Here is an 18,086-nt window from a genome sequence, read left to right as displayed (position 1 = left end):
CCCCGGGTGTCCCGCGTGACCGAGTTCCTGCAGCACTTCGTGAACGGCCTCTCCGTCGGGACGATCTACGCCCTGATCGCGCTCGGCTACACGATGGTCTACGGCGTCCTGAAGCTCATCAACTTCGCCCACGGCGACGTCTACATGGTGGGGGCTTTCTCGGGCTACTACCTGGGGATCGTCGGCGGGGGAGGCGAGCCGTCGTTCTTCCGGGCGGCGTACGTGACCCTCGGCGCGATGATCGCGTGTGCGCTGCTCGGGTTCGTGATCGAGCGCTTCGCCTACCGGCCGCTCCGCCACCGGGCCCGGCTCACGGCGCTCATCACGGCGATCGGCGTCTCGTTCCTGCTCGAGTACGGGTTCCAGCTGTCCCCCTGGATCCGCACCCCGGTGCAGTTCCCGCCCGGGCCGAGCCCGCGCTTCTTCCCGCCGCTCATCGACTTCGGCGGCGAGCGCTCGATCGAGATCCTCGGCGCGACGATGCCCAAGATCGATCTGCTCGGGCTCGGGGTCGCGCTCGGGCTCATGCTCGTGCTCCAGTTCATCGTGTACCGGACGCGCTTCGGTACCGCGATGCGCGCCGTCTCCTTCGACCCGCAGGTAGCCGGGCTCATGGGGATCCCCGTGAACCGGATCATCTCCTGGACCTTCATGCTGGGCAGCGCGCTCGCCGCCGCGGCCGGCATCATCAACGCCTCCTCGCGCCCCAAGATCGAGCCGCTCTTCGGGCTCATCTCCGGGCTCAAGGCCTTCGTGGCGGCGGTGCTCGGCGGCATCGGGAGCGTCCCCGGCGCGATGGCGGGCGGGCTCCTGCTCGGGCTCACCGAGGAGTACGTGGCCGGCTACACCGACTCGTCCTACCGTGACGCCATCGCGTTCACGGTGCTCATCCTCGTGCTGCTCGTCCGACCCGCGGGCCTCTTCGGCCGCGTCACCGTGGAGAAGGTGTAGTGGCGCGCGCGCAGGCAGTGTTCCGGTCGGTCCTGCCCTTCCTCCTCGGGCTGCCGATCCTCTTCGCGATCCAGGGGATCACTCCCCCGGACTACGCGCTCATCCTGGTGAGCGTCGGGGTGAACGTCGTCCTGGCGGTCTCGCTCAACGTGGTGAACGGCTTCACCGGCCAGTTCTCGCTCGGGCACGCCGGGTTCATGGCGGTGGGCGCGTACACCGCCGCGAAGATCACCACCGGGCTCGTGGGCGTGGACCTGCCCTTCGTCCCGCAGTCCTTCTCCGACCAGGCCATCTTCGCCCTGGCGCTCACCGCCGGCATGGGCACGGCGGCGATCGCGGGGTTCCTGGTGGGCATGCCCTCCCTGCGCCTGCGCGGCGACTACCTCGCCATCGTGACGCTGGGGTTCGGCGAGATCATCCGCTCCATCATCGAGAACATGAAGACCCTCGGGCAGGCGACGGGCCTCTCCGGCCTGCCCCCGCGCACCAACCTGGTGTGGGTCGGGGTCTCGGCCATCGCCACGGTGGTGATGGCGCGCCGGCTCGCCGTCTCGACCCAGGGCCGGGCGCTCTTCGCGATCCGCGAGGACGAGGTGGCGGCCGAGGCGATGGGCGTCGACACCACCGGCTACAAGGTGCGGGCGTTCGTCATCTCCGCCGCCTACGCGGGCCTGGCCGGAGCGCTCATCTCGCACGCCATCCTGCTCGCCACGCCGCGCATGTTCACCTTCGTCCGCTCCATCGAGGTGGTGGTGATGGTGGTGCTGGGCGGCCTCGGCTCCATCACGGGCTCGATCGTCGCCGCCTGCACCCTCACCATCGCGCTGGAGCTGCTCCGCGAGTTCCAGGCCTACCGCATGGTCGTCTACGCGATCCTCCTCATCGCGCTGATGCTGCTCCGCCCGCAGGGGATCTTCGGCACGCGCGAGATCTGGGACCTCGCCATCGTCCGCCGGCTGTTCCGGACCCGGCAGCTCGCCGCGACGGGACCCGCGGGCGCCTCGCCGACCGAGGTCCGCGACGACTCGACCAAGGGGGTCGTATGAGCGCGCCCCTCGAGGCGAAGTCCGTCACCATGCGGTTCGGGGGCCTCAAGGCCCTCGCCGACTTCAACCTGGTGATGCAGCCCGGCGAGCTCGTCGGCCTCATCGGCCCGAACGGCGCCGGGAAGACCACCGCCTTCAACGCCATCACCGGCGTGTACACGCCGAGCGAGGGCGAGGTCCGGGTGGCGGGCGAGCTCGTGAACGCCCAGCGCCCGCACGAGATCTGCGCGAAGGGCGTGGCCCGGACCTTCCAGAACATCCGCCTCTACAAGCAGCTCACCGCGCTCGACAACGTGCGGGTCGCCTGCCACGCGCGGGCGACGAGCGGCTTCTTCGACGCGCTGTTCCTCACCGCGCGCCACCGCACCGAGGAGTCCCGCATCCTCGCCCGCGCCGAGGAGTACCTGAAGGTGATGGGGCTCTCGCACCGGCGCGACGAGGTCTCGCGGAACCTGCCCTACGGCGAGCAGCGCCGGCTGGAGATCGCCCGGGCGCTCGCGACCGGCCCCAAGGTGCTCTGCCTCGACGAGCCGGCGGCCGGCATGAACGCCGCCGAGAAGGTCGAGCTCATGCAGCTCATCCGCGACATCCGCGATCGGTTCGGCATCTCGATCCTCGTCATCGAGCACGACATGCGGCTCGTGATGGGCGTCTCGGAGCGGCTGCTCGTGCTCGACCACGGCGTGACCATCGCGCAGGGCAAGCCCGAGGCCATCCGGAAGAACCCGAAGGTCATCGAGGCCTACCTGGGCGACGCGTACCTCGAGGAGAAGCACATCGCGATCACCCCGGAGGGCGCGCGATGACCGGCAACGGCCTCATCCTCCAGGTGAGGGACCTGCGGGTCCACTACGGCGCCATCGAGGCGCTCCGCGGGGTCTCGCTCGAGGTCTCGCAGGGCCAGGTGGTGGCGCTCATCGGCGCGAACGGCGCGGGCAAGACCACCACCCTGCGCGCCGTCTCGAAGATGCTCAAGCCGAGCACCGGCGCGATCCACTTCCAGGGGGAGGACGTCACGAAGCTCCCCTCGCACGCGCTCGTGGCCCGCGGCATGGCGCACGCGCCCGAGGGGCGAGGGATCTTCCTCAACCTCACGGTGCGCGAGAACCTCGACCTCGGCGCGTACCTCCGGAAGGACCGGGCCGGGATCGCCGAGGACGCCGAGAAGCAGTTCTCGCTGTTCCCGATCCTCGCCGAGCGCCGCAACCAGGTGGCGGGCACGCTCTCCGGCGGCGAGCAGCAGATGCTGGCCGTCGCCCGCGCGCTCATGAGCCGGCCGAAGCTGATGCTGCTCGACGAGCCGTCGCTGGGCCTCGCGCCGCAGGTCGTCGAGCGGATCTTCAGCGTGCTGCGCGAGGTGAACGCGTCGGGCGTCTCGCTCCTCCTCGTCGAGCAGAACGCCCACAAGGCGCTCCAGCTCGCGCACCGCGCCTACGTGCTCGAGACCGGCAACGTGGTGATGCAGGGGACCGGCAAGGAGCTGCTCGCCTCGCCGGAGGTCCGCAAGGCGTATCTCGGCGAGTGACGCGGGCGGGCGCGCGCAGTGTGTCCACGCGCGCGCCGGGACGCTATCTTTCCGGGATGTCCATCGCCTCACCGCGCTCGGCGCAGGGCCGGGAGTTCCTGGCCGGCTGCCGCGACGAGCTCCCCATCCTGCTCGGCGTCGCGCCCTTCGGGATGATCTACGGCCTGCTCGCGCTCGGCGCGGGCCTCCCGGCGCTCACCGCCCAGGCGATGTCCTCGGTGGTGTTCGCCGGGTCGGCGCAGTTCATCGCGACGCAGCTCATCCGCGAGGGCGCGCCGGCGGTGGTCCTGGTGGTGACCGTGTTCGTCGTCAACCTGCGCCACGCGCTGTACAGCGCCTCCGTCGCGCCGCGCCTCCAGCACCTGGGGACGGGCTGGAAGCTCGTCCTCGCCTACCTCCTCACCGACGAGGCCTACGCCGTGGCGGCCTCACGCTACGCGCGCGACGGCGACCGGCCCGACGTCTCGCCGCACCGCCACTGGTACTTCCTCGGCGCCGGGCTGACCCTCTGGGCCGCCTGGCAGGCCAGCACCGCCGCGGGAGTGTTCCTCGGCGCCGCGGTGCCGCAGCGCTGGTCGCTCGACTTCACGCTCGCGCTCACCTTCATCGCGCTCGTCATCCCCGCGCTGAAGGACGTGGCGGCCGCCGCGGCCGCGATCGCCGCCGGGCTCCTCGCGGTGATGGTGGTGGGGGTCCCGTACAAGCTCGGCCTGGTGCTCGCCGCGCTGGTGGGGATCCTCGTCGGGCTGCTCGTGGACGCGAGGCGGGCATGAGCTGGTTTCCGGTCCTCGTCGTCGCCGGGCTCGTCACCTTCGCCATCCGGCTCTCCTTCATCGCGCTCCTCGGGAAGGTGGAGCTGCCGCCCATCGTCACCCACGCGCTGCGCTTCGTCCCGCCCGCCGTGCTCTCCGCGATCGTCTTCCCGGAGCTGCTCGTGCGCGAGGGGGCGCTCGACCTGCGCCCCGGGAACCTGCGGCTCGTGGCGGGCGTCGTCGCGGCCCTCGTCGCCTGGCGGACGCGGAACGTGGTCCTCACCATCGCCGTCGGGATGGCGGCGCTCTGGACGTTGCAGGCGCTCGTCCCGGCCTGAGCCGGCGCCGCCATGCCCATCCCGCCACAGAAGCTCGCGCTCTTCGTCGCCGCCACGCTCGCCCTGACGCTCACGCCGGGCCCGGCGGTGCTGTTCATCGTCGCGCGCAGCATGAGCCTCGGCCGGCGCGCCGGGTTCATGTCGGTGCTGGGGGTCGGGCTCGGGAACACGGTCCACGCCGCCGCGGCCGCCCTCGGCCTCGCGGCGCTGCTCGCGTCTTCCCCCGTGGCCTTCTCCTTCGTGAGGTACCTCGGGGCCGCCTACCTCGTGCTCCTCGGCGTCCGCCGGGTGCTCGATCGCGGCGCGTCGCTCGGGGCCGCGGACGCCGCTCCTGCAGCCGCTCCGCCGCGCGCGGTCCTCCGTCAGGCCTTCCTGGTGGCGGCGCTCAACCCCAAGACGGCGCTGTTCTTCCTCGCCTTCCTGCCGCAGTTCGCCGATCCGGCGCGTGCCTCGGTGACGGTGCAGATCCTGCTCCTGGGCTTCGTCTTCGTGACGCTCGCCATCGTCACCGACAGCGGGTACGTGCTCCTCGCCGGCGGCCTCGGGGCCTGGCTGCGAAAGAACCCGGCCTTCGCCCGCGGTGAGCGCTACGTGAGCGGCGCGGTCTACATGGGCCTCGGCGCGCTGAGCGCGCTCGCGCGCTGACGTGCCCGCGCCCTTTGCCCCTCGGCGCGCGGGCTGATATGTCCTCGCGCCGTGCCCGCGACCGAGTCCCAGACGACGAAGGTGGACGTCGAGGCAGCCGTGCCGCCGTGCCCCGGCGCACTGGAGCCGGCCGGCGCCGGCCGCCATCCGCGCGGGCGCGGCACGGCGCTCGGAGTCGCCTACGTGGCGGCGTCCGCGGTGTGCTTCGGCACGCTGCCCATCTTCGCGCGCCTCGCCTACGCGTCGGGCGTGGACACCTCCACGCTCCTCCTCCTCCGCTTCACCATCGCCGCCGCGCTCATGTGGCTCGTGCTCGCGCTCCGCGGCGCGGCGGTCCCGCGGGGCAGGGGGCTCGCCATGCTGGTCGGCATGGGGGCGATCGGGTACGCGGGGCAGGCGTTCTCGTACTTCACCGCGGTGAGCCTCGCGTCGGCCGGGCTCGCCGCGCTGCTCCTGTACCTCTACCCCGCGCTCGTCGCGATCCTGGCCCGCGTCGTGTTCCGCCACCCCCTGTCCGGCGCGCAGCTCGTCGCCATCGGCATGGCGCTCCTCGGGAGCCTGCTCACCATCGGGAGGGCGGTGGACGGGTCGCCGCTCGGCATCTTCTTCGGCGTGCTCGCGGCGCTCATCTACTCGGTCTACATCCTCACCGGGGGCCGGCTCCCGGCCGGCATCACGCCGACGGCCTCGACCACCGTGGTCAGCTCGGCCGCGGCCGTGGTCTTCGCGGGCGTGGTCCTGCTGCGGGGCCCGCAGCTCCCCCGGACGCCGGTGGGCTGGGCCGCGGTGCTCGCCATCGCGATCGTCTGCACGGTGCTCGCGGTCGCGTTCTTCCTGGCAGGTCTCGAGCGGCTCGGGCCTGTGCGGGCCTCCGTCTATTCCACCCTCGAGCCCGTGACCACGCTCGTCCTCGCCGCCGCCCTGCTCGGCGAGCAGGTGACCTGGGTCCGGGCCGCGGGCGGAGCGCTCATCCTCGGCGCCGTGCTGCTCCTCTCCCGCGTCGAGACGGCGCGCCAGTGAAGTCGCCTGCGGAAGGGGCCCGCCGCGCGGCGGGGGTCGGCTACGCCGCCGCCGCGTATCTCATGTGGGGGCTGTTCCCGCTCTACTTCCATGCCCTCGCCGGCGTGCCCGCCCCCGAGATCCTGGCCTACCGGATCGTCTGCTCGACGCTGTTCGTGGCCGCGCTCGTGACGCTCCAGCGGCGCTGGGGGGACGTCCTCCGGCAGCTCCGCGCGCCTCGGACGCTCCCGAGCCTCGCCGTGAGCGCGGTCTTCATCTCGGCGAACTGGCTCGTCTACGTCTGGGCGGTGAACGCCGGGCGGGTCCTGGAGGCGAGCCTCGGCTACTTCGTCAACCCGCTCGTCTCGGTGCTCCTCGGCGTGGTGTTCCTGCGCGAGCCGCTCACGCGCGCGCAGCGGATCGCGGTGGTCATCGCGGCGGTCGGCGTGGTCGCGCTCGTCGTCCGGGCGGGCACGTTCCCGTGGGTCGCGCTCGCCCTCGCGTTCACCTTCGGCCTGTACGGGCTCATCCGCAAGCGGGTGCGGGTCGACGCGACCGCGGGGCTCCTCGGGGAGGTGGCGCTCCTCACGCCCATCGCGGCGCTCTACCTCGCGTCGCTCGGGGCGGCGCACGCGGGCCACTTCGGCGCCGGCGCGCGCGTGACGACCTTCCTCGCCGCGAGCGGGGTCGTGACCGCCATCCCGCTCATGCTGTTCGCGCTGGGCGTCCAGCGGCTCCGGCTCTCGACGATCGGGCTCCTCCAGTACGTGAACCCGACCGTCCAGTTCGCCATCGCCGTGCTGGTCTTCCGGGAGCCGTTCTCCGCGGCGCACGCCCTGACCTTCGGCTGCATCTGGCTCTCGCTCGCGATCTACTCGATCGAGGCGCTGGCGCTGGCGCGGCGGCAGGCGGGGTGATCGGCCGGGGCTGCCCTGGGCGATCCGCCTCGCCCTCGCCCCGACCCCGACCCCCCGACCCCGACCCCGACCCCGACCGCGAGGCTGTCGCTCAGGCTCCTGTCTTCCCCCCCAGGTAAGCCGCCTGCACCTTCGGATCGGACGCGAGGGTCGCGGCCGGGCCCTCGAGCACGATCCGGCCGACCTCCATCACGTACCCGCGGTGGGCGAGCTTCAGCGCCGCGCGGGCGTTCTGCTCCACCAGCACCACCGTCACGCCCGTCTGCTCGTTGATCTCGCGCAGCGTGCGGAAGATGGCCTTCACGAGCAGCGGGGCGAGGCCGAGGGAGGGCTCGTCGAGGAGGAGGACGCGCGGCTTCGCCATGAGCGCCCGCCCGATGGCGAGCATCTGCTGCTCGCCGCCGGAGAGCGTGCCGGCGAGCTGCAGGCGCCGCGCCTCGAGCACCGGGAAGAGCTTGTAGATCCACGCGGCGGAGGCGGCGATCTCCTCCTTGTCGGTCCGGGTGAACGCGCCCAGGATGAGGTTCTCCCTCACGGTGAGCGTGCCGAAGATCCGCCGGCCCTCCGGCGCCTGCGCGATCCCGAGCCGCACCCGCTCGTGCGCCGGGATGCCCGCCGCCGGCTTGCCGTCGTAGCGGATCTCGCCGCCGGACGGGCGAAGCAGGCCGCTGATGGCGCGGAGGGTGGTGGACTTCCCGGCGCCGTTCGCGCCCAGGATGCTGACGATCTCGCCCTGCCGGGCGGCGATGTCGATGCCGTGCAGGGCCTCGACGTTGCCGTACTTGACCCGCAGGCCGCGCGTCTCGAGGAGCGGCGCGTCCACTAGACCTCCTCCGTGCCGAGGTACGCCTCGATCACGCGCGGGTTCGCCTGGATCGAGGCGGGGGGACCCTCGGCGATCTTCTCCCCGTACTCCAGGACCACGATGTGCTCGCAGGCTCGCATCACGAGGCTCATGTCATGCTCGATGAGCAGGATGGTGATGCCGCGCTTTCGGATCCGGCCGATGAGCCCGATGAGCTCCTCGGTCTCCTGCTCGTTCATGCCGCCGGCCGGCTCGTCCAGGATGACGAGCCGCGGGTCCGCCGCGAGCGCCCGCGCGATCTCCAGGCGCCGCTGGTCGCCGTAGGCGAGGTTCTTCGCGAGCTCCATGGCGTGGCCGCTCAGGCCGACGAAGGCGAGCTCCTCCACCGCGCGCGCCGCCGCCTCGCGCTCCTCGCGGACCTGCCAGGGCGGGCGGAGGAGCGCGCCGAGGGCCCCGCTCTTCGTGCGGCAGTGTCGGCCGGCGAGGACGTTCTCGACGGCGGAGAGCTGCTGGAAGAGGCGGACGTTCTGGAACGTGCGGGCGATCCCCGCCTGCACGATCTTGTGCGTCCGCATCCGGTCGATCGCCCGGTCCTCGAAGCGGATGGTCCCGCGATCGGCGCGGTAGTTGCCGGTGATGAGGTTGAAGGTGGTGGTCTTGCCTGCGCCGTTCGGCCCGATGAGGCCGACGACGGACCCCGCCTCGACGTCGAACGAGACGTCGCTCACCGCGGTGAGCCCGCCGAAGCTCTTCGTGACGCCGCGGACCTCGAGGAGCGCGCTCACTGCGACGCTCCTGCCCGGCGCACGTCGGACTCCTTGAAGCGGAGGATGCGGAACGCGAGGAGCCCCTGGGGCCGGACGACCATCATCACCATCATCACGAGGCCGAAGACCAGCATGCGGGCGCTCGCGAAGCCGCGAAACACCTCCGGGAGCACCACGACGAGGGTCGCGCCGAGGATGACGCCTGGGATGGAGCCGGAGCCGCCGAGGATCACCATCAGGAAGAGGACCACCGACTCCCAGAAGCCGAACGACTCGGGCGAGATGATCGTCATCTTGGCGGCGTAGAGGGTGCCGGTCATCCCCGCCCAGGCCGCACCCAGCGCGAAGGCGAGCAGGCGGTATCGGGCCGTGTTCACGCCGCTGCCCTCCGCGGCGACGGGATCCTCCCGGAGGTAGTTGAGGGCGCGGCCGAAGCGGGACTGCTCGAGGCGGTGGAACAGGAGCACCGTAACCGCCACGAAGGCCCAGATCAGGTAGAGGAACTCGTGGGGCCGGCGAATCTTGAGGCCGAACACCGTCGGGCGAGCGATGCCGAAGATCCCGTTCGCGCCGCCGGTGAGCCCGAAGACGTCGTTCACGAGCGCGATCCGCACGATCTCGCCGAGCCCGATGGTCACGACGAGCAGGTAGTCGCCGCGCAGGTGGACGACGGGGCGGGCCACCAGCGTCGCGAAGAGCGCCGCCACCACGGCGCTCGCCGGGAGCGTCCAGAGGATGGGGATCTGGAACCGGGTGCTGAGGATCGCGGTGGTGTAGGCCCCCACCGCGTAGAAGGCGGCGTGCCCCATGTTGAAGAGGCCGGCGTCGCCCAGGATGAGGTTGAGGCTCAGGGCCAGGAGGACGTAGAGCCCGACGCTGTTCAGCACGTCGAGCCAGTACGCGTCGAGGAAGAGGGGCGCCGCCGCGATGAAGGCGACCGCGAGGGCGTACCCGATCGCGAGGCGGGTCGTGGTGCGTGCCGCCATCAGATCTTCTCCGCCACGCGCTCGCCGAGGAGGCCGGAGGGCCGCACGATGAGGATGAGGATGAGCACGAGGAAGGCGAACGCGTCCTTCCAGGCGAACGACACGTAGGCCGCGCCGAGCGCCTCCACGACGCCGAGCAGGAGCCCGCCCACCATCGCGCCGGGGATGTTGCCGATCCCGCCGAGGATGGCGGCCGTGAACGCCTTCATCCCGTAGATCCAGCCCATGGTGAAGCTGATCTGCCCGTAGTAGAGGCCGACGAGGAGGCCCGCCCCGCCGCCGAGGGCGGGGCCGATCACGAAGACGATCGTGACCACCTTGTTCACGTCGATCCCCATGAGCCGCGCCGCACCCTGGTCGATCGCGGCGGCGCGGATGGCGGTGCCGACCTTGGTCTTCTGCACGAACAGGTACAGGGCCGCCATGATGGTGACCGACACCAGCACCACGGCGATGCGCATCACCGGCACCTGCTGGCCGAGGAGCGACACCGTCGTCTGCGGGAGGATGTCCGGGTAGACCTGGTAGCGGGCCCCGTAGACGAGCATGAGGGCGTTCTGGAGGAAGATCGAGGCACCCAGCGCGGAGACCACCGCCGACAGGCGAGGGGACTCCCGCAGCGGCCGATACGCCGCCCGCTCCAGGATCACCCCGATGACCGCGACGAGCCCCATCACCATCACCGCCAGCACGACGAGCCCGAGCGCGAGGCCGAGGTGGTCGTGGAGGAGGAACGACGTGAGGAGCGTCATCCCCAGGTACGCGCCGTAGGTGAAGAGGTCCCCGTGCGCGAAGTTGATGAGCCGGAGCACGCCGTACACCATCGTGTACCCGAGCGCGATCAGGGCGTAGATGCTCCCGACGGCGAGCCCGTTCGTCAGCTGCTGGAAGAATTGCTCCATGGGATCGGTCGGCTCCGGAGGTCGAGCGGGGCCCCGGACCGCGGGGCCCCGCTCCGCTGGGCACGCGCTACTTCTGCAGGACGAAGTTGCCGGCGGGGTCGACCTTGTACACGCGGTACAGCTCGCCCACGCGGTCGCCCTTCTCGTTGAACGCGATCTTTCCGGTGAAGCCCGGGAAGTCCTTGAGCTGGCCGACCAGGTACCCGCGCAGCTTGTCGGCGTCGGTCGACTTGGTGGCCTCGATGGCCTTCACGACGACGCGGAAGCCGTCGCCCGCGAGGACGCCGTAGATCGAGTTGGGGGCCTCGCCGTACTTCTTCTGGTAGCTCGCGACGTAGGCCTTGGCCTCGGGCGTGTCGAGGTCCTTCGGGACGGGCGGCGAGAGGAACTGGAACCCGGCCGCCGCGTCCTTGCCGGCGATCTTGACGAGATCGGGGTTGTTGATGGCGTCGCCGCCGATGAAGGGCACGTTCCAGCCCATCTGCTTCTTCTGCTTCAGGAGCAGCCCGGCCTCGGGATAGTAGCCGGTGAAGAAGACCACGTCCGGCCCGGCCGCCTTGAGCCGGGTGAGGATCGCCGAGTAGTCCTGCTCCTTGGGCGTGAGGGCGTCGAAGAAGGCGATGGGGATGTTGCGCTTCTTGAGGATCGCCGCGATCTCGTCCGCGAGCCCCTTCGAGTAGGCCGAGTTGTCGTGGAGCAGCGCGACCTTCTTCGCCTTCAGCTTCTCGAGGGTCGCGGCCCCGACGCGCCCCTGCTCGTCGTCGCGCGGGCAGGTCCGGAAGAAGTGCTTGAGCCCCTTCTCGGTGAGCCGGACGGCGGTGGAGCCGTTCGCCACCTGGACGAGACCCGCCTCGTCGATGATGTTCTGGGTGGCCTCGGTCACCGCCGAGCCGTACGTGCCGATGACGGCCACGACGCCCTTCGTGGTGAGCCGCTGCGCGGCGAGGGCTGCCGTCCGCGGATCGCCGCCGTCGTCCTCCAGCACCACCTCGATCTGCTTGCCGAGCAGGCCGCCGCGTGCGTTCTGCTCCGCGGCGAGCAGGTCGACGTTGCGCTTCATCTCCTGACCCTCGCTGGCCCAGGAGCCGGTCATCGGGGCCATCAGCCCGATCTTGACCGTGTCCGCCGCGCGGGCGGATCCGAATGCGAGCAGGGACATCGCGACTGCGAGTCTCATCGGCTTCGTCATGTGTCCTCCTTTGAACCCCGGGAGGCGACATCTCAGCATCGTTCGGGCGCCCTCCGGTAGGGGAAATACGCAGGGGGGCCCGTTCCGTCCGGCGGACCCCGGGCCCCCGGCTCGTCTTTCCCTTGCCCCCGGCCCGAGGCCGGGTTTGGCGTCGCCCGGCCGGAGCCTTTCTTGTAGTTTGCGGCGCACTGCGTCGGGCCGCGCACGGTGGCCGCCGCTCCCGGAGAACGAATGCCAGGCATCGGAACCCTCGTGAACGTCGGCGCCATCGTCGCCGGGACCGGCGTCGGGCTGCTCTTCGGCCGCCTCATCCCCGATCGCGTCCGCACCACCGCCATGGCTGCCATCGGGCTGTCGGTGCTCGGGGTCGGGCTGCAGATGGCCCTCGATCCGCGCGTCGACGCGACGAAGCTCGCCCACGCGGGCGCCGGGCCGTTCCACCCCAACCCGCTCGTCGTGATCGGGGGGCTCGTGGTGGGGGGGATCGTGGGTGAGCTGCTCCAGCTCGAGCTCCGCCTGGAGCGGTTCGGCGTCTGGATGCAGTCCCTCGCGCGGCGGGCGCCCCCCACGGCGGGCCACGCGGCGCCGCAGGGCCACGACCTCGTCGAGGGGTTCGTGACGGCGTCCCTGCTGTACTGCGTCGGCGCCATGGCCGTGATCGGCTCCATCCAGGACGCCGCCGGCCAGCCCGACGTGCTCTTCGTGAAGGCGCTGCTCGACGGCATCACCTCCATCGTGCTCGCCTCCACGCTCGGCCCGGGGGTGGGGCTCTCCGTGCTGCCGCTCGCGCTGTACCAGGGGGGGATCACGGCCGCCGCGAGCGGCGTGGCCGGCTACCTCACCGTCCCGGTCCTTGCCACGCTCACCTCGGCCGGCGGGCTGCTCATCGCCGCCATCGGCCTCGATCTCACCGGCATCAAGCGCCTGCCGGTGGGCAATCTCCTGCCCGGCGTGTTCGTCGCGGCCGTCCTCGCCTACGTCGTCCCCTGAGCGGCGCTCCCGTCGAGCTCGACGGTGTGCAGCACGAAGAACAGGGGTGAGCGCTCGCGGCTCACGGCAGCACGACGCGCCTGCCCACGAAGGCTCCATACCCCGCGGCGGCCTCCGCGACGGCGCGGGCGCGCGAGGGCGCGGCGCGCTCGAAGAAGGTGGTGCGAACCTCCACCGTGTCCTTCCTGAAGGATCGCGTCCAGGTCCCGACGACCTGGCCTTCGTGGACGAGGGTCGGGGAGAGGAGGTTTCCCACGCGCCGGGCGTACGCCGGGTCGAGCGACGCGCTCCGGTCGCGGTACCCGACGAGGAGCTCGTCGAAGGCCGGCAAGAGGTACGCCTCGGAGCGGGTGCTCCCCAGCGCGCGCTCCGCGCCGGAGGCCCAGAGGACGCGATCGCCCACGACCTCGCGGGCGAGCCTTGGCTTCGCGAGCTCGAGCGCCTCCCGCGCCAGGGCGGCGGGAAGCCCGGACCACCAGCCGAAGTCCTCGAGCGTGGACGGGCCGTGGCCGGTGAAATAGCGCGTGGCGAGCTCCGCCAGCGCCTCGTCGCGCTCGAGCGCCCTCGCCGGCGGCAGCCATTCCTCGAGGAGCGCGAACGTGTGCTGCTTGCCCTCGCGCGACGCGAAGCAGACGAGCCGCTCCTGCGCGAGCCGCCACAGGATGTGGATGCCGCGCTGGCCGGCGGGGGAGATGCCGGCGTCGCGCAGCAGCGCGTAGATCGCGTCTCGCGATAGCCGCCGGCCGCCCTCGAGGGCCCTCGCGAGCAGGTCCCGGCTGCGGGCGAACACCGCCTCGTCGAGGTCGAGCTGGCGCAGGCGCGCGGCGCTGGCGCGGATGACCTTCGGCGTGAGGAGCGCGAGCATCCAGCGGGCGTCGGCGGCGGCGACGAAGTGCAGCGTGCCGCGCATCGGCCAGGTGCGGACGATCAGCCGATCGGCGATGGCGCGCTCCACGGCGGCCTCGGTCGCCCCCCGCGTCCGCAGCCCGATCGCCCACAGCGCCCCGAGGTAGTCCTGGGCCTGGACGGCGCCGAGCCAGCGGACCGCGTCCAGCGGGGCCTCGAACCGCGGCCCCATGACGCGCTGGGTGAGCATCCGCCTCCGCGCCACGTCGAGTCGAGCCATCGTCGCGAATGTAGGGGAACGCCATCGCGCGCGCTCCGGCCTCACGGGTGACGAGAGAGGTCCCGGTCGCCCGGGAGGCGCGTCGCGCCGTCTCTTCACGCTGTGGCTGCCGTTCACGCGTCGCAAGCGCCCGTCGACACGGCGGTTCCGGCGCGATTTCACGCGCTGAATAGCCCTTCGCGGCGGCGCGTCGGCAGGGCATGAACGCGACGACGAACCGGCGGCCCAGGGCGCTCCTCCTCGACGACGACGCGAACGTGCTCCGGCTCCTCGGCACCGCCCTCGAGGCGCGGGGCTTCGAGGTGCGCGCCGCGACGGACGCGGCGACCGGCCTCGACCAGCTCCTCGACGAGCTCCTCGAGCTCGACGTGCTCGTCATCGACTCGGAGCTGCCCGGCCGTGATGCCGTGTCGTTCGTCCACCTCGTCCGCCACGCGGGGGGCGAGCGCGACCTCGGCATCGTCGTCCTCGCCGGCGGCGCCTCGCGCGGGCTTCGCGATCAGCTCGTCGCCCTCGGCGCGGACGCGGTCGTGGACCGCGCGCTCGGGCCCGAGGCGGCGGCGCAGGCCATCGCGGACGTCGCAGCGCGGCGTGCAGAGCCGGCGCCTCTCCGGTCCGCGGCGCCGGTGCACCCGGCGGCGCGGGGCACCCTCGTGCTCGCGCGTGCGGCGTTCGCGCCCGTCCCGCCCCTGTGCAGCGCCGCGGTGTAGGTTGGCCAATCACGCGCGCTCCTCGGCGAGGTCGAGGTCCCGCTCGATCCGCTGGAAGGCGTCGTCGTCGAGGGCGCCCTCGTTCCGGAGCCGGATCAGCTCGCGCCGCTCCTCCCGGATCCCCTCGAGCCGCAGCCTGCGGAACGCGCGCGCCTCCTCCGCGCCCGGATCCCGCCCGTCGGCATCGGCGATCTCGCCGTCGGCGTGCGCGGCCCGTCCGTCGAGGGCGCTGAGCCGATCCTGGTAATGACCGCGCAGGTGCTCGCCGCGCTCGCGCGGCACCCAGGACTCGCCGAGGAGCGCCTCGATCCGGGCCATCCCCGCGCGCGTCGCGGCCCGCCGCGCCTCGAGCTCCTCGCGAGGCTCGCCGCCCTCCGAGACCACGCCCAGCCAGCGCATGAGCGGTCCGAGCGTGAGCCCCTGGCCGACGAGCGTCGCGAGGATCACGCAGAAGGTCAGGTAGACGATGAGGCCGCGGCCGGGGAACGTGCGGCCGTCGCGCGGCAGCGCGAGCGCCAGCGCGAGCGAGACGGCGCCGCGCATGCCCGCCCAGCCGGCGACGACCACGTGCGGCCAGGGCGGAGCCGGATCCCGCGCGCGGAGCCGCGCCGACACGAGCCGCGGCAGGTACGTGGTCGGGAACACCCAGAGCATCCGCGTGGCGATCACGGTGGCGGAGATCGCGGCACCGTGGAGGAGCAGGGTGGAGAGGGGCGCGCGCGAGATCTCGGACCAGACCTCGCGGACCTGGAAGCCGAGGAGGATGAACACGAGGCCGTTCAGCAGGAACTCGAGCGTGTCCCACACCGCGTACGCCTGCAGCCGCGTGCTGGGGCGCACGACCCTCGGCGCGATGCGCGAGCCGGAGAGCCCGCCCGCGACGCAGGCCAGGACGCCCGACACGCCGGCGCGCTCGGCGAGGAAGTAGGCCGCGTACGCGGTGACCATCCCCGCGAGGACCTCCGAGGGACCGTCGTCGAGCCGCGCGAGGAGCCGCAGGCTCAGCCGGCCGACGACCACGCCGACCGCGATCCCGCCCAGGCTCAGGAGGACGAACTGACCCGCCGCGGCGGCGAGCGAGAAGCTCCCGGTGAGGGTGGCGGCGATCGCGAACCGGTAGGCGACGAGCCCGCTCGCGTCGTTCACCAGGCTCTCTCCCTCGAGGACCGTGATGAGCCGACGGGGGGCGTGGAGCCGCTCGGCGATCGCCGTCGCGGCGATGGCATCCGTGGGCGAGACGATCGCGCCGAGCGCGAGGGCCGGGGCCCACGCGAGCCCGACGAGCAGGTGCGCGGCGAGCGCCACGGAGGCCACCGTCGCGGCGACGAGCCCGAGCGCGAGGAGGCCGATGGCGCGGCGGGCGGACCAGAAGTCGCGCCACGAGGTGTCCCACGCGGCGGCGTAGAGCAGCGGCGGCAGGACCAGGAGGAACACCAGGTCGGGGGCGAGGACCACCTGGGGCAGCCCCGGGACCAGCCCGAGCAGGAGGCCGCCGAGCGTGAGGAGGATCGGGTAGGGGAGGGCGAGGCGTCTGGCGAGCGTGGCGAGCGCCACCACGGCCGCCACCATCAGGACCACCACCTCGACGACGTGGCGGATCTCCATCACCCTGCGATGCCGTCGGCGGACCGCCGAGGCCAGTCGAACGACTTACGTCCCGGCGGCGCCGGAGCCGGCCAGGAACGCCTCGACGCGCTCGACGTAGGCTCGCGGGTGGCTCGCGTGCGGGACGTGGCCGGCGCCCGCGATCGTGTGGCGCGTCGCCTGCGGCAGCGCCGTGGCGAGCCGGTCCAGGATGGGTCCGAACAGCGGTGGGCTCCGGTCGCCCTGCGTGAGCAGCACCGGCCCGCGAAACGCCCGGAGCGCGCGCAGGTCGATGGCGAGCGCGTCGGGATCCTCGATCTCGGCGAGGAAGGTGGGCGCGTTCCGGATGAACGTCTCGCGGCCCGCCGGGGCGAGCCGGTCCCAGGTCCCCGGCCCGAGCGCGATCTCGTCCACGAACGTGCGCGCCGCGTCGGAGAGGCGCCCGGCTCGCAGGAGCGCCTCGATGCGCCGGTAGGCCTCGCGGAAGGCGCGCAGGGCAGGGGCGGAGGGCGCGTGGTCGTCGAGCAGCCGCATGAGCGGAGGCTCGTGCGCGCACAGCGAGCGGATCCGCTCGGGGTGGAGCGCCGCGGTGCGGAGCGCGATCGACGCTCCGTACGAGCTCGCCAGCAGGTGCACGGGGCCGAGCCCGAGCGCCTCGACGAGCGCGGCGAGGTCGGCCACGTGATCGTGGACCGTCGCGGGACGCGCAGCGGCGGAGAGGCCGTGGCCGCGCCGGTCGTAGGCGACGACCGCGCGCCGCTCGGCGAGCTGCGGAGCGACGGCGTCCCAGCCGTGGTGGTCGCCCCAGGAGCCGTGGACGAGGACGACGGGCTCGCCCGCTCCGCGCGTGGTGTGGAACAGGCGGACCCCGTTCACGTCGATCCCCATGCCGCCACGGTAGCGCCGCCCGGTCGTGGAAGCACGCCGGCGCCGCGGCCTGCGGGAGGGATCACCGCCCCGCCGCCTCGAGCGCCCGGCGCCGCGCGGGATCGGCGGGCACGGTCCAGAGGTACAGGCGGTGTCCGCCCACGTCGATGATCCGGTCCGGCTTCCAGTCCCCCATGTCGAACTGGTGCGAGACGACGCGCGCGCCAGGCCGGAGCTCGGCGAGGAGCTTCGGGCGCAGCTGCAGGTTGAGCCGCCGGAACAGGTACAGCGTCACCACCGTCGCGTGGCGCAGGTCGACGCCGAAGAGGTCCTGCTCGCGAAACTCCACGCGGTCCGCGACGCCCGCCCGCGCCGCTGCCTCGCGTGCCTCCGCGACGAGCCGGCCGTCGACGTCGACGCCGACCCCGTGCGCGCCGCGATCCCGGGCCGCGCGGATGACGATCCGCCCGTCGCCACAGCCGAGGTCGTAGACGACGTCGCCGGGGCCGACTCCGGCGAGCCGCAGCATCTCGTCCACGACCTCGAGCGGCGTCGTGACGAAGGGCACCTCGGGGCCGCCGCTGGGCGGCGTCTCCGCGAGCTGGGCGGCCGCCAGCGCGGCGACGAGCGCGACGAGCGTCACGCGGTGCTTCTAACGACGGCGGGCCCGCGATCGCGGGCCCGCCGGGGTCGCCCGTCGTGCGAGGCCGCCTATGGCGGAGACCGGTTGATCTGGATCGCTACTGCGGCGCACGCTGGCTGGCTGCGCCGGGCAGACTCCTCCCTGCGCTGCTCGACGGGCCTTCCAGGCCCGCCTGCGCTGCTCGGTCGTCGTGTGCCCGGCTCGCCGACGCCATCGCGCGCCTCGTGCCGCGCCCAGATCAACCGGGCTCCGCGTCAGGCAGCTCGGCCGTGGCTGAACAGCGTCATGATCGGCTGGGAGAGCTGACCGGCGCGGCCGCCGCGGATGTAGCTCTCGAGCTGATC

20 protein-coding genes are annotated in these 18,086 nt (G+C 72.7%); 11 read left to right on the top strand and 9 right to left on the bottom strand.

The genetic code is table 11. The features are described 5' to 3' along the window. Nucleotides 1-15: 15 nt before the first annotated feature. Genes MNY62_RS03195 through rarD form a run of 9 tightly spaced genes read left to right on the top strand, consistent with a single transcriptional unit; the run spans nt 16 to nt 7,173 of the window. Nucleotides 16-951 carry a branched-chain amino acid ABC transporter permease gene (locus MNY62_RS03195; RefSeq protein WP_242342653.1) on the top strand — a complete coding sequence of 312 codons (936 nt, stop codon included), beginning with the start codon at nt 16-18 and terminating at the stop codon, nt 949-951. Beyond that, complete coding sequence (locus tag MNY62_RS03190) at nt 951-1,997, top strand: branched-chain amino acid ABC transporter permease (RefSeq protein WP_242342652.1); 1,047 nt, start codon at nt 951-953, stop codon at nt 1,995-1,997. Before MNY62_RS03195 ends, MNY62_RS03190 begins: the two co-directional genes overlap by 1 nt. After that, a complete protein-coding gene (locus tag MNY62_RS03185; protein WP_242342651.1) occupies nt 1,994-2,803 on the top strand; it encodes an ABC transporter ATP-binding protein in 810 nt (269 codons plus the stop codon). The genes MNY62_RS03190 and MNY62_RS03185 overlap by 4 nt, the downstream gene beginning before the upstream one ends. Then, nucleotides 2,800-3,522: an ABC transporter ATP-binding protein gene (locus MNY62_RS03180; RefSeq protein WP_242342650.1), complete on the top strand. Its 723-nt coding sequence runs from the start codon at nt 2,800-2,802 to the stop codon at nt 3,520-3,522. The genes MNY62_RS03185 and MNY62_RS03180 overlap by 4 nt, the downstream gene beginning before the upstream one ends. A 56-nt stretch (nt 3,523-3,578) precedes the next feature. Then, nucleotides 3,579-4,295: an AzlC family ABC transporter permease gene (locus MNY62_RS03175; protein WP_242342649.1), complete on the top strand. Its 717-nt coding sequence runs from the start codon at nt 3,579-3,581 to the stop codon at nt 4,293-4,295. Continuing rightward, nucleotides 4,292-4,612, top strand: coding sequence for an AzlD domain-containing protein (locus tag MNY62_RS03170; RefSeq protein WP_242342648.1), 321 nt, complete (start codon nt 4,292-4,294; stop codon nt 4,610-4,612). Before MNY62_RS03175 ends, MNY62_RS03170 begins: the two co-directional genes overlap by 4 nt. A 12-nt stretch (nt 4,613-4,624) precedes the next feature. Beyond that, the gene (locus MNY62_RS03165) at nt 4,625-5,257 is read left to right on the top strand and encodes a LysE family translocator (RefSeq protein ID WP_242342647.1); all 633 of its coding nucleotides are present in this window, start codon (nt 4,625-4,627) and stop codon (nt 5,255-5,257) included. A gap of 51 nt (nt 5,258-5,308) precedes the next feature. Beyond that, the gene (locus tag MNY62_RS03160; protein WP_242342646.1) at nt 5,309-6,277 is read left to right on the top strand and encodes a DMT family transporter; all 969 of its coding nucleotides are present in this window, start codon (nt 5,309-5,311) and stop codon (nt 6,275-6,277) included. Then, a complete protein-coding gene (rarD, locus tag MNY62_RS03155) occupies nt 6,274-7,173 on the top strand; it encodes an EamA family transporter RarD (RefSeq protein WP_242342645.1) in 900 nt (299 codons plus the stop codon). Before MNY62_RS03160 ends, rarD begins: the two co-directional genes overlap by 4 nt. 91 nt (nt 7,174-7,264) lie before the next feature. Here the strand turns inward: rarD and MNY62_RS03150 are convergent, their stop codons facing one another. The 5 genes from MNY62_RS03150 to MNY62_RS03130 form a co-directional block, all read right to left on the bottom strand. Beyond that, nucleotides 7,265-7,996, bottom strand: coding sequence for an ABC transporter ATP-binding protein (locus MNY62_RS03150; RefSeq protein ID WP_242342644.1), 732 nt, complete (start codon nt 7,994-7,996; stop codon nt 7,265-7,267). Next, nucleotides 7,996-8,763, bottom strand: coding sequence for an ABC transporter ATP-binding protein (locus tag MNY62_RS03145; protein WP_242342643.1), 768 nt, complete (start codon nt 8,761-8,763; stop codon nt 7,996-7,998). The genes MNY62_RS03150 and MNY62_RS03145 overlap by 1 nt, the downstream gene beginning before the upstream one ends. Further along, on the bottom strand, nt 8,760-9,731 hold the full coding sequence (locus MNY62_RS03140; protein WP_242342642.1) for a branched-chain amino acid ABC transporter permease: 972 nt from the start codon (nt 9,729-9,731) through the stop codon (nt 8,760-8,762). The genes MNY62_RS03145 and MNY62_RS03140 overlap by 4 nt, the downstream gene beginning before the upstream one ends. Continuing rightward, on the bottom strand, nt 9,731-10,633 hold the full coding sequence (locus MNY62_RS03135) for a branched-chain amino acid ABC transporter permease (RefSeq protein WP_242342641.1): 903 nt from the start codon (nt 10,631-10,633) through the stop codon (nt 9,731-9,733). The genes MNY62_RS03140 and MNY62_RS03135 overlap by 1 nt, the downstream gene beginning before the upstream one ends. Nucleotides 10,634-10,700: 67 nt before the next feature. Beyond that, nucleotides 10,701-11,810 carry a branched-chain amino acid ABC transporter substrate-binding protein gene (locus MNY62_RS03130; RefSeq protein ID WP_242342640.1) on the bottom strand — a complete coding sequence of 370 codons (1,110 nt, stop codon included), beginning with the start codon at nt 11,808-11,810 and terminating at the stop codon, nt 10,701-10,703. A gap of 243 nt (nt 11,811-12,053) precedes the next feature. Here MNY62_RS03130 and MNY62_RS03125 point away from each other — a divergent pair, with 243 nt between their 5' ends. Next, on the top strand, nt 12,054-12,812 hold the full coding sequence (locus MNY62_RS03125; RefSeq protein ID WP_242342639.1) for a DUF554 domain-containing protein: 759 nt from the start codon (nt 12,054-12,056) through the stop codon (nt 12,810-12,812). A gap of 61 nt (nt 12,813-12,873) precedes the next feature. Here MNY62_RS03125 and MNY62_RS03120 read toward each other — a convergent pair whose 3' ends face one another. Continuing rightward, nucleotides 12,874-13,938, bottom strand: a complete 1,065-nt coding sequence (locus MNY62_RS03120) for a winged helix DNA-binding domain-containing protein (RefSeq protein ID WP_242342638.1) — start codon at nt 13,936-13,938, stop codon at nt 12,874-12,876. Between the two features lie 200 nt (nt 13,939-14,138). Here MNY62_RS03120 and MNY62_RS03115 point away from each other — a divergent pair, with 200 nt between their 5' ends. Further along, entirely contained in the window at nt 14,139-14,648 is a 510-nt protein-coding gene (locus MNY62_RS03115) for a response regulator (protein WP_242342637.1), read from the top strand. Between the two features lie 9 nt (nt 14,649-14,657). Here MNY62_RS03115 and MNY62_RS03110 read toward each other — a convergent pair whose 3' ends face one another. The 3 genes from MNY62_RS03110 to MNY62_RS03100 form a co-directional block, all read right to left on the bottom strand. Next, nucleotides 14,658-16,253 carry a Na+/H+ antiporter gene (locus MNY62_RS03110; RefSeq protein WP_242342636.1) on the bottom strand — a complete coding sequence of 532 codons (1,596 nt, stop codon included), beginning with the start codon at nt 16,251-16,253 and terminating at the stop codon, nt 14,658-14,660. Between the two features lie 45 nt (nt 16,254-16,298). Further along, nucleotides 16,299-17,120: an alpha/beta fold hydrolase gene (locus MNY62_RS03105; RefSeq protein ID WP_242342635.1), complete on the bottom strand. Its 822-nt coding sequence runs from the start codon at nt 17,118-17,120 to the stop codon at nt 16,299-16,301. Between the two features lie 61 nt (nt 17,121-17,181). Then, nucleotides 17,182-17,742 (bottom strand): SAM-dependent methyltransferase, encoded by a 561-nt coding sequence (locus MNY62_RS03100; protein WP_242342634.1) that lies wholly within the window; start codon nt 17,740-17,742, stop codon nt 17,182-17,184. Nucleotides 17,743-18,086 lie beyond the last annotated feature (344 nt).

The sequence above is a fragment of the Anaeromyxobacter terrae genome (assembly GCF_022690685.1).
GTDB lineage: Bacteria > Myxococcota > Myxococcia > Myxococcales > Anaeromyxobacteraceae > Anaeromyxobacter > Anaeromyxobacter terrae.
This window is presented reverse-complemented; position numbering and strand designations above follow the sequence as displayed.

Coding starts and splice junctions, on each gene's coding strand:
- MNY62_RS03185 (WP_242342651.1), top strand. CDS start 1,994: ATGAGCGCGCCCCTCGAGGCGAAGTCCGTCACCATGCGGTTCGGGGGC.
- MNY62_RS03180 (WP_242342650.1), top strand. CDS start 2,800: ATGACCGGCAACGGCCTCATCCTCCAGGTGAGGGACCTGCGGGTCCAC.
- MNY62_RS03175 (WP_242342649.1), top strand. CDS start 3,579: ATGTCCATCGCCTCACCGCGCTCGGCGCAGGGCCGGGAGTTCCTGGCC.
- MNY62_RS03170 (WP_242342648.1), top strand. CDS start 4,292: ATGAGCTGGTTTCCGGTCCTCGTCGTCGCCGGGCTCGTCACCTTCGCC.
- MNY62_RS03165 (WP_242342647.1), top strand. CDS start 4,625: ATGCCCATCCCGCCACAGAAGCTCGCGCTCTTCGTCGCCGCCACGCTC.
- MNY62_RS03140 (WP_242342642.1), bottom strand. CDS start 9,731: ATGGCGGCACGCACCACGACCCGCCTCGCGATCGGGTACGCCCTCGCG.
- MNY62_RS03135 (WP_242342641.1), bottom strand. CDS start 10,633: ATGGAGCAATTCTTCCAGCAGCTGACGAACGGGCTCGCCGTCGGGAGC.
- MNY62_RS03130 (WP_242342640.1), bottom strand. CDS start 11,810: ATGAGACTCGCAGTCGCGATGTCCCTGCTCGCATTCGGATCCGCCCGC.
- MNY62_RS03125 (WP_242342639.1), top strand. CDS start 12,054: ATGCCAGGCATCGGAACCCTCGTGAACGTCGGCGCCATCGTCGCCGGG.
- MNY62_RS03120 (WP_242342638.1), bottom strand. CDS start 13,938: ATGGCTCGACTCGACGTGGCGCGGAGGCGGATGCTCACCCAGCGCGTC.
- MNY62_RS03115 (WP_242342637.1), top strand. CDS start 14,139: ATGAACGCGACGACGAACCGGCGGCCCAGGGCGCTCCTCCTCGACGAC.
- MNY62_RS03110 (WP_242342636.1), bottom strand. CDS start 16,253: ATGGAGATCCGCCACGTCGTCGAGGTGGTGGTCCTGATGGTGGCGGCC.
- MNY62_RS03105 (WP_242342635.1), bottom strand. CDS start 17,120: ATGGGGATCGACGTGAACGGGGTCCGCCTGTTCCACACCACGCGCGGA.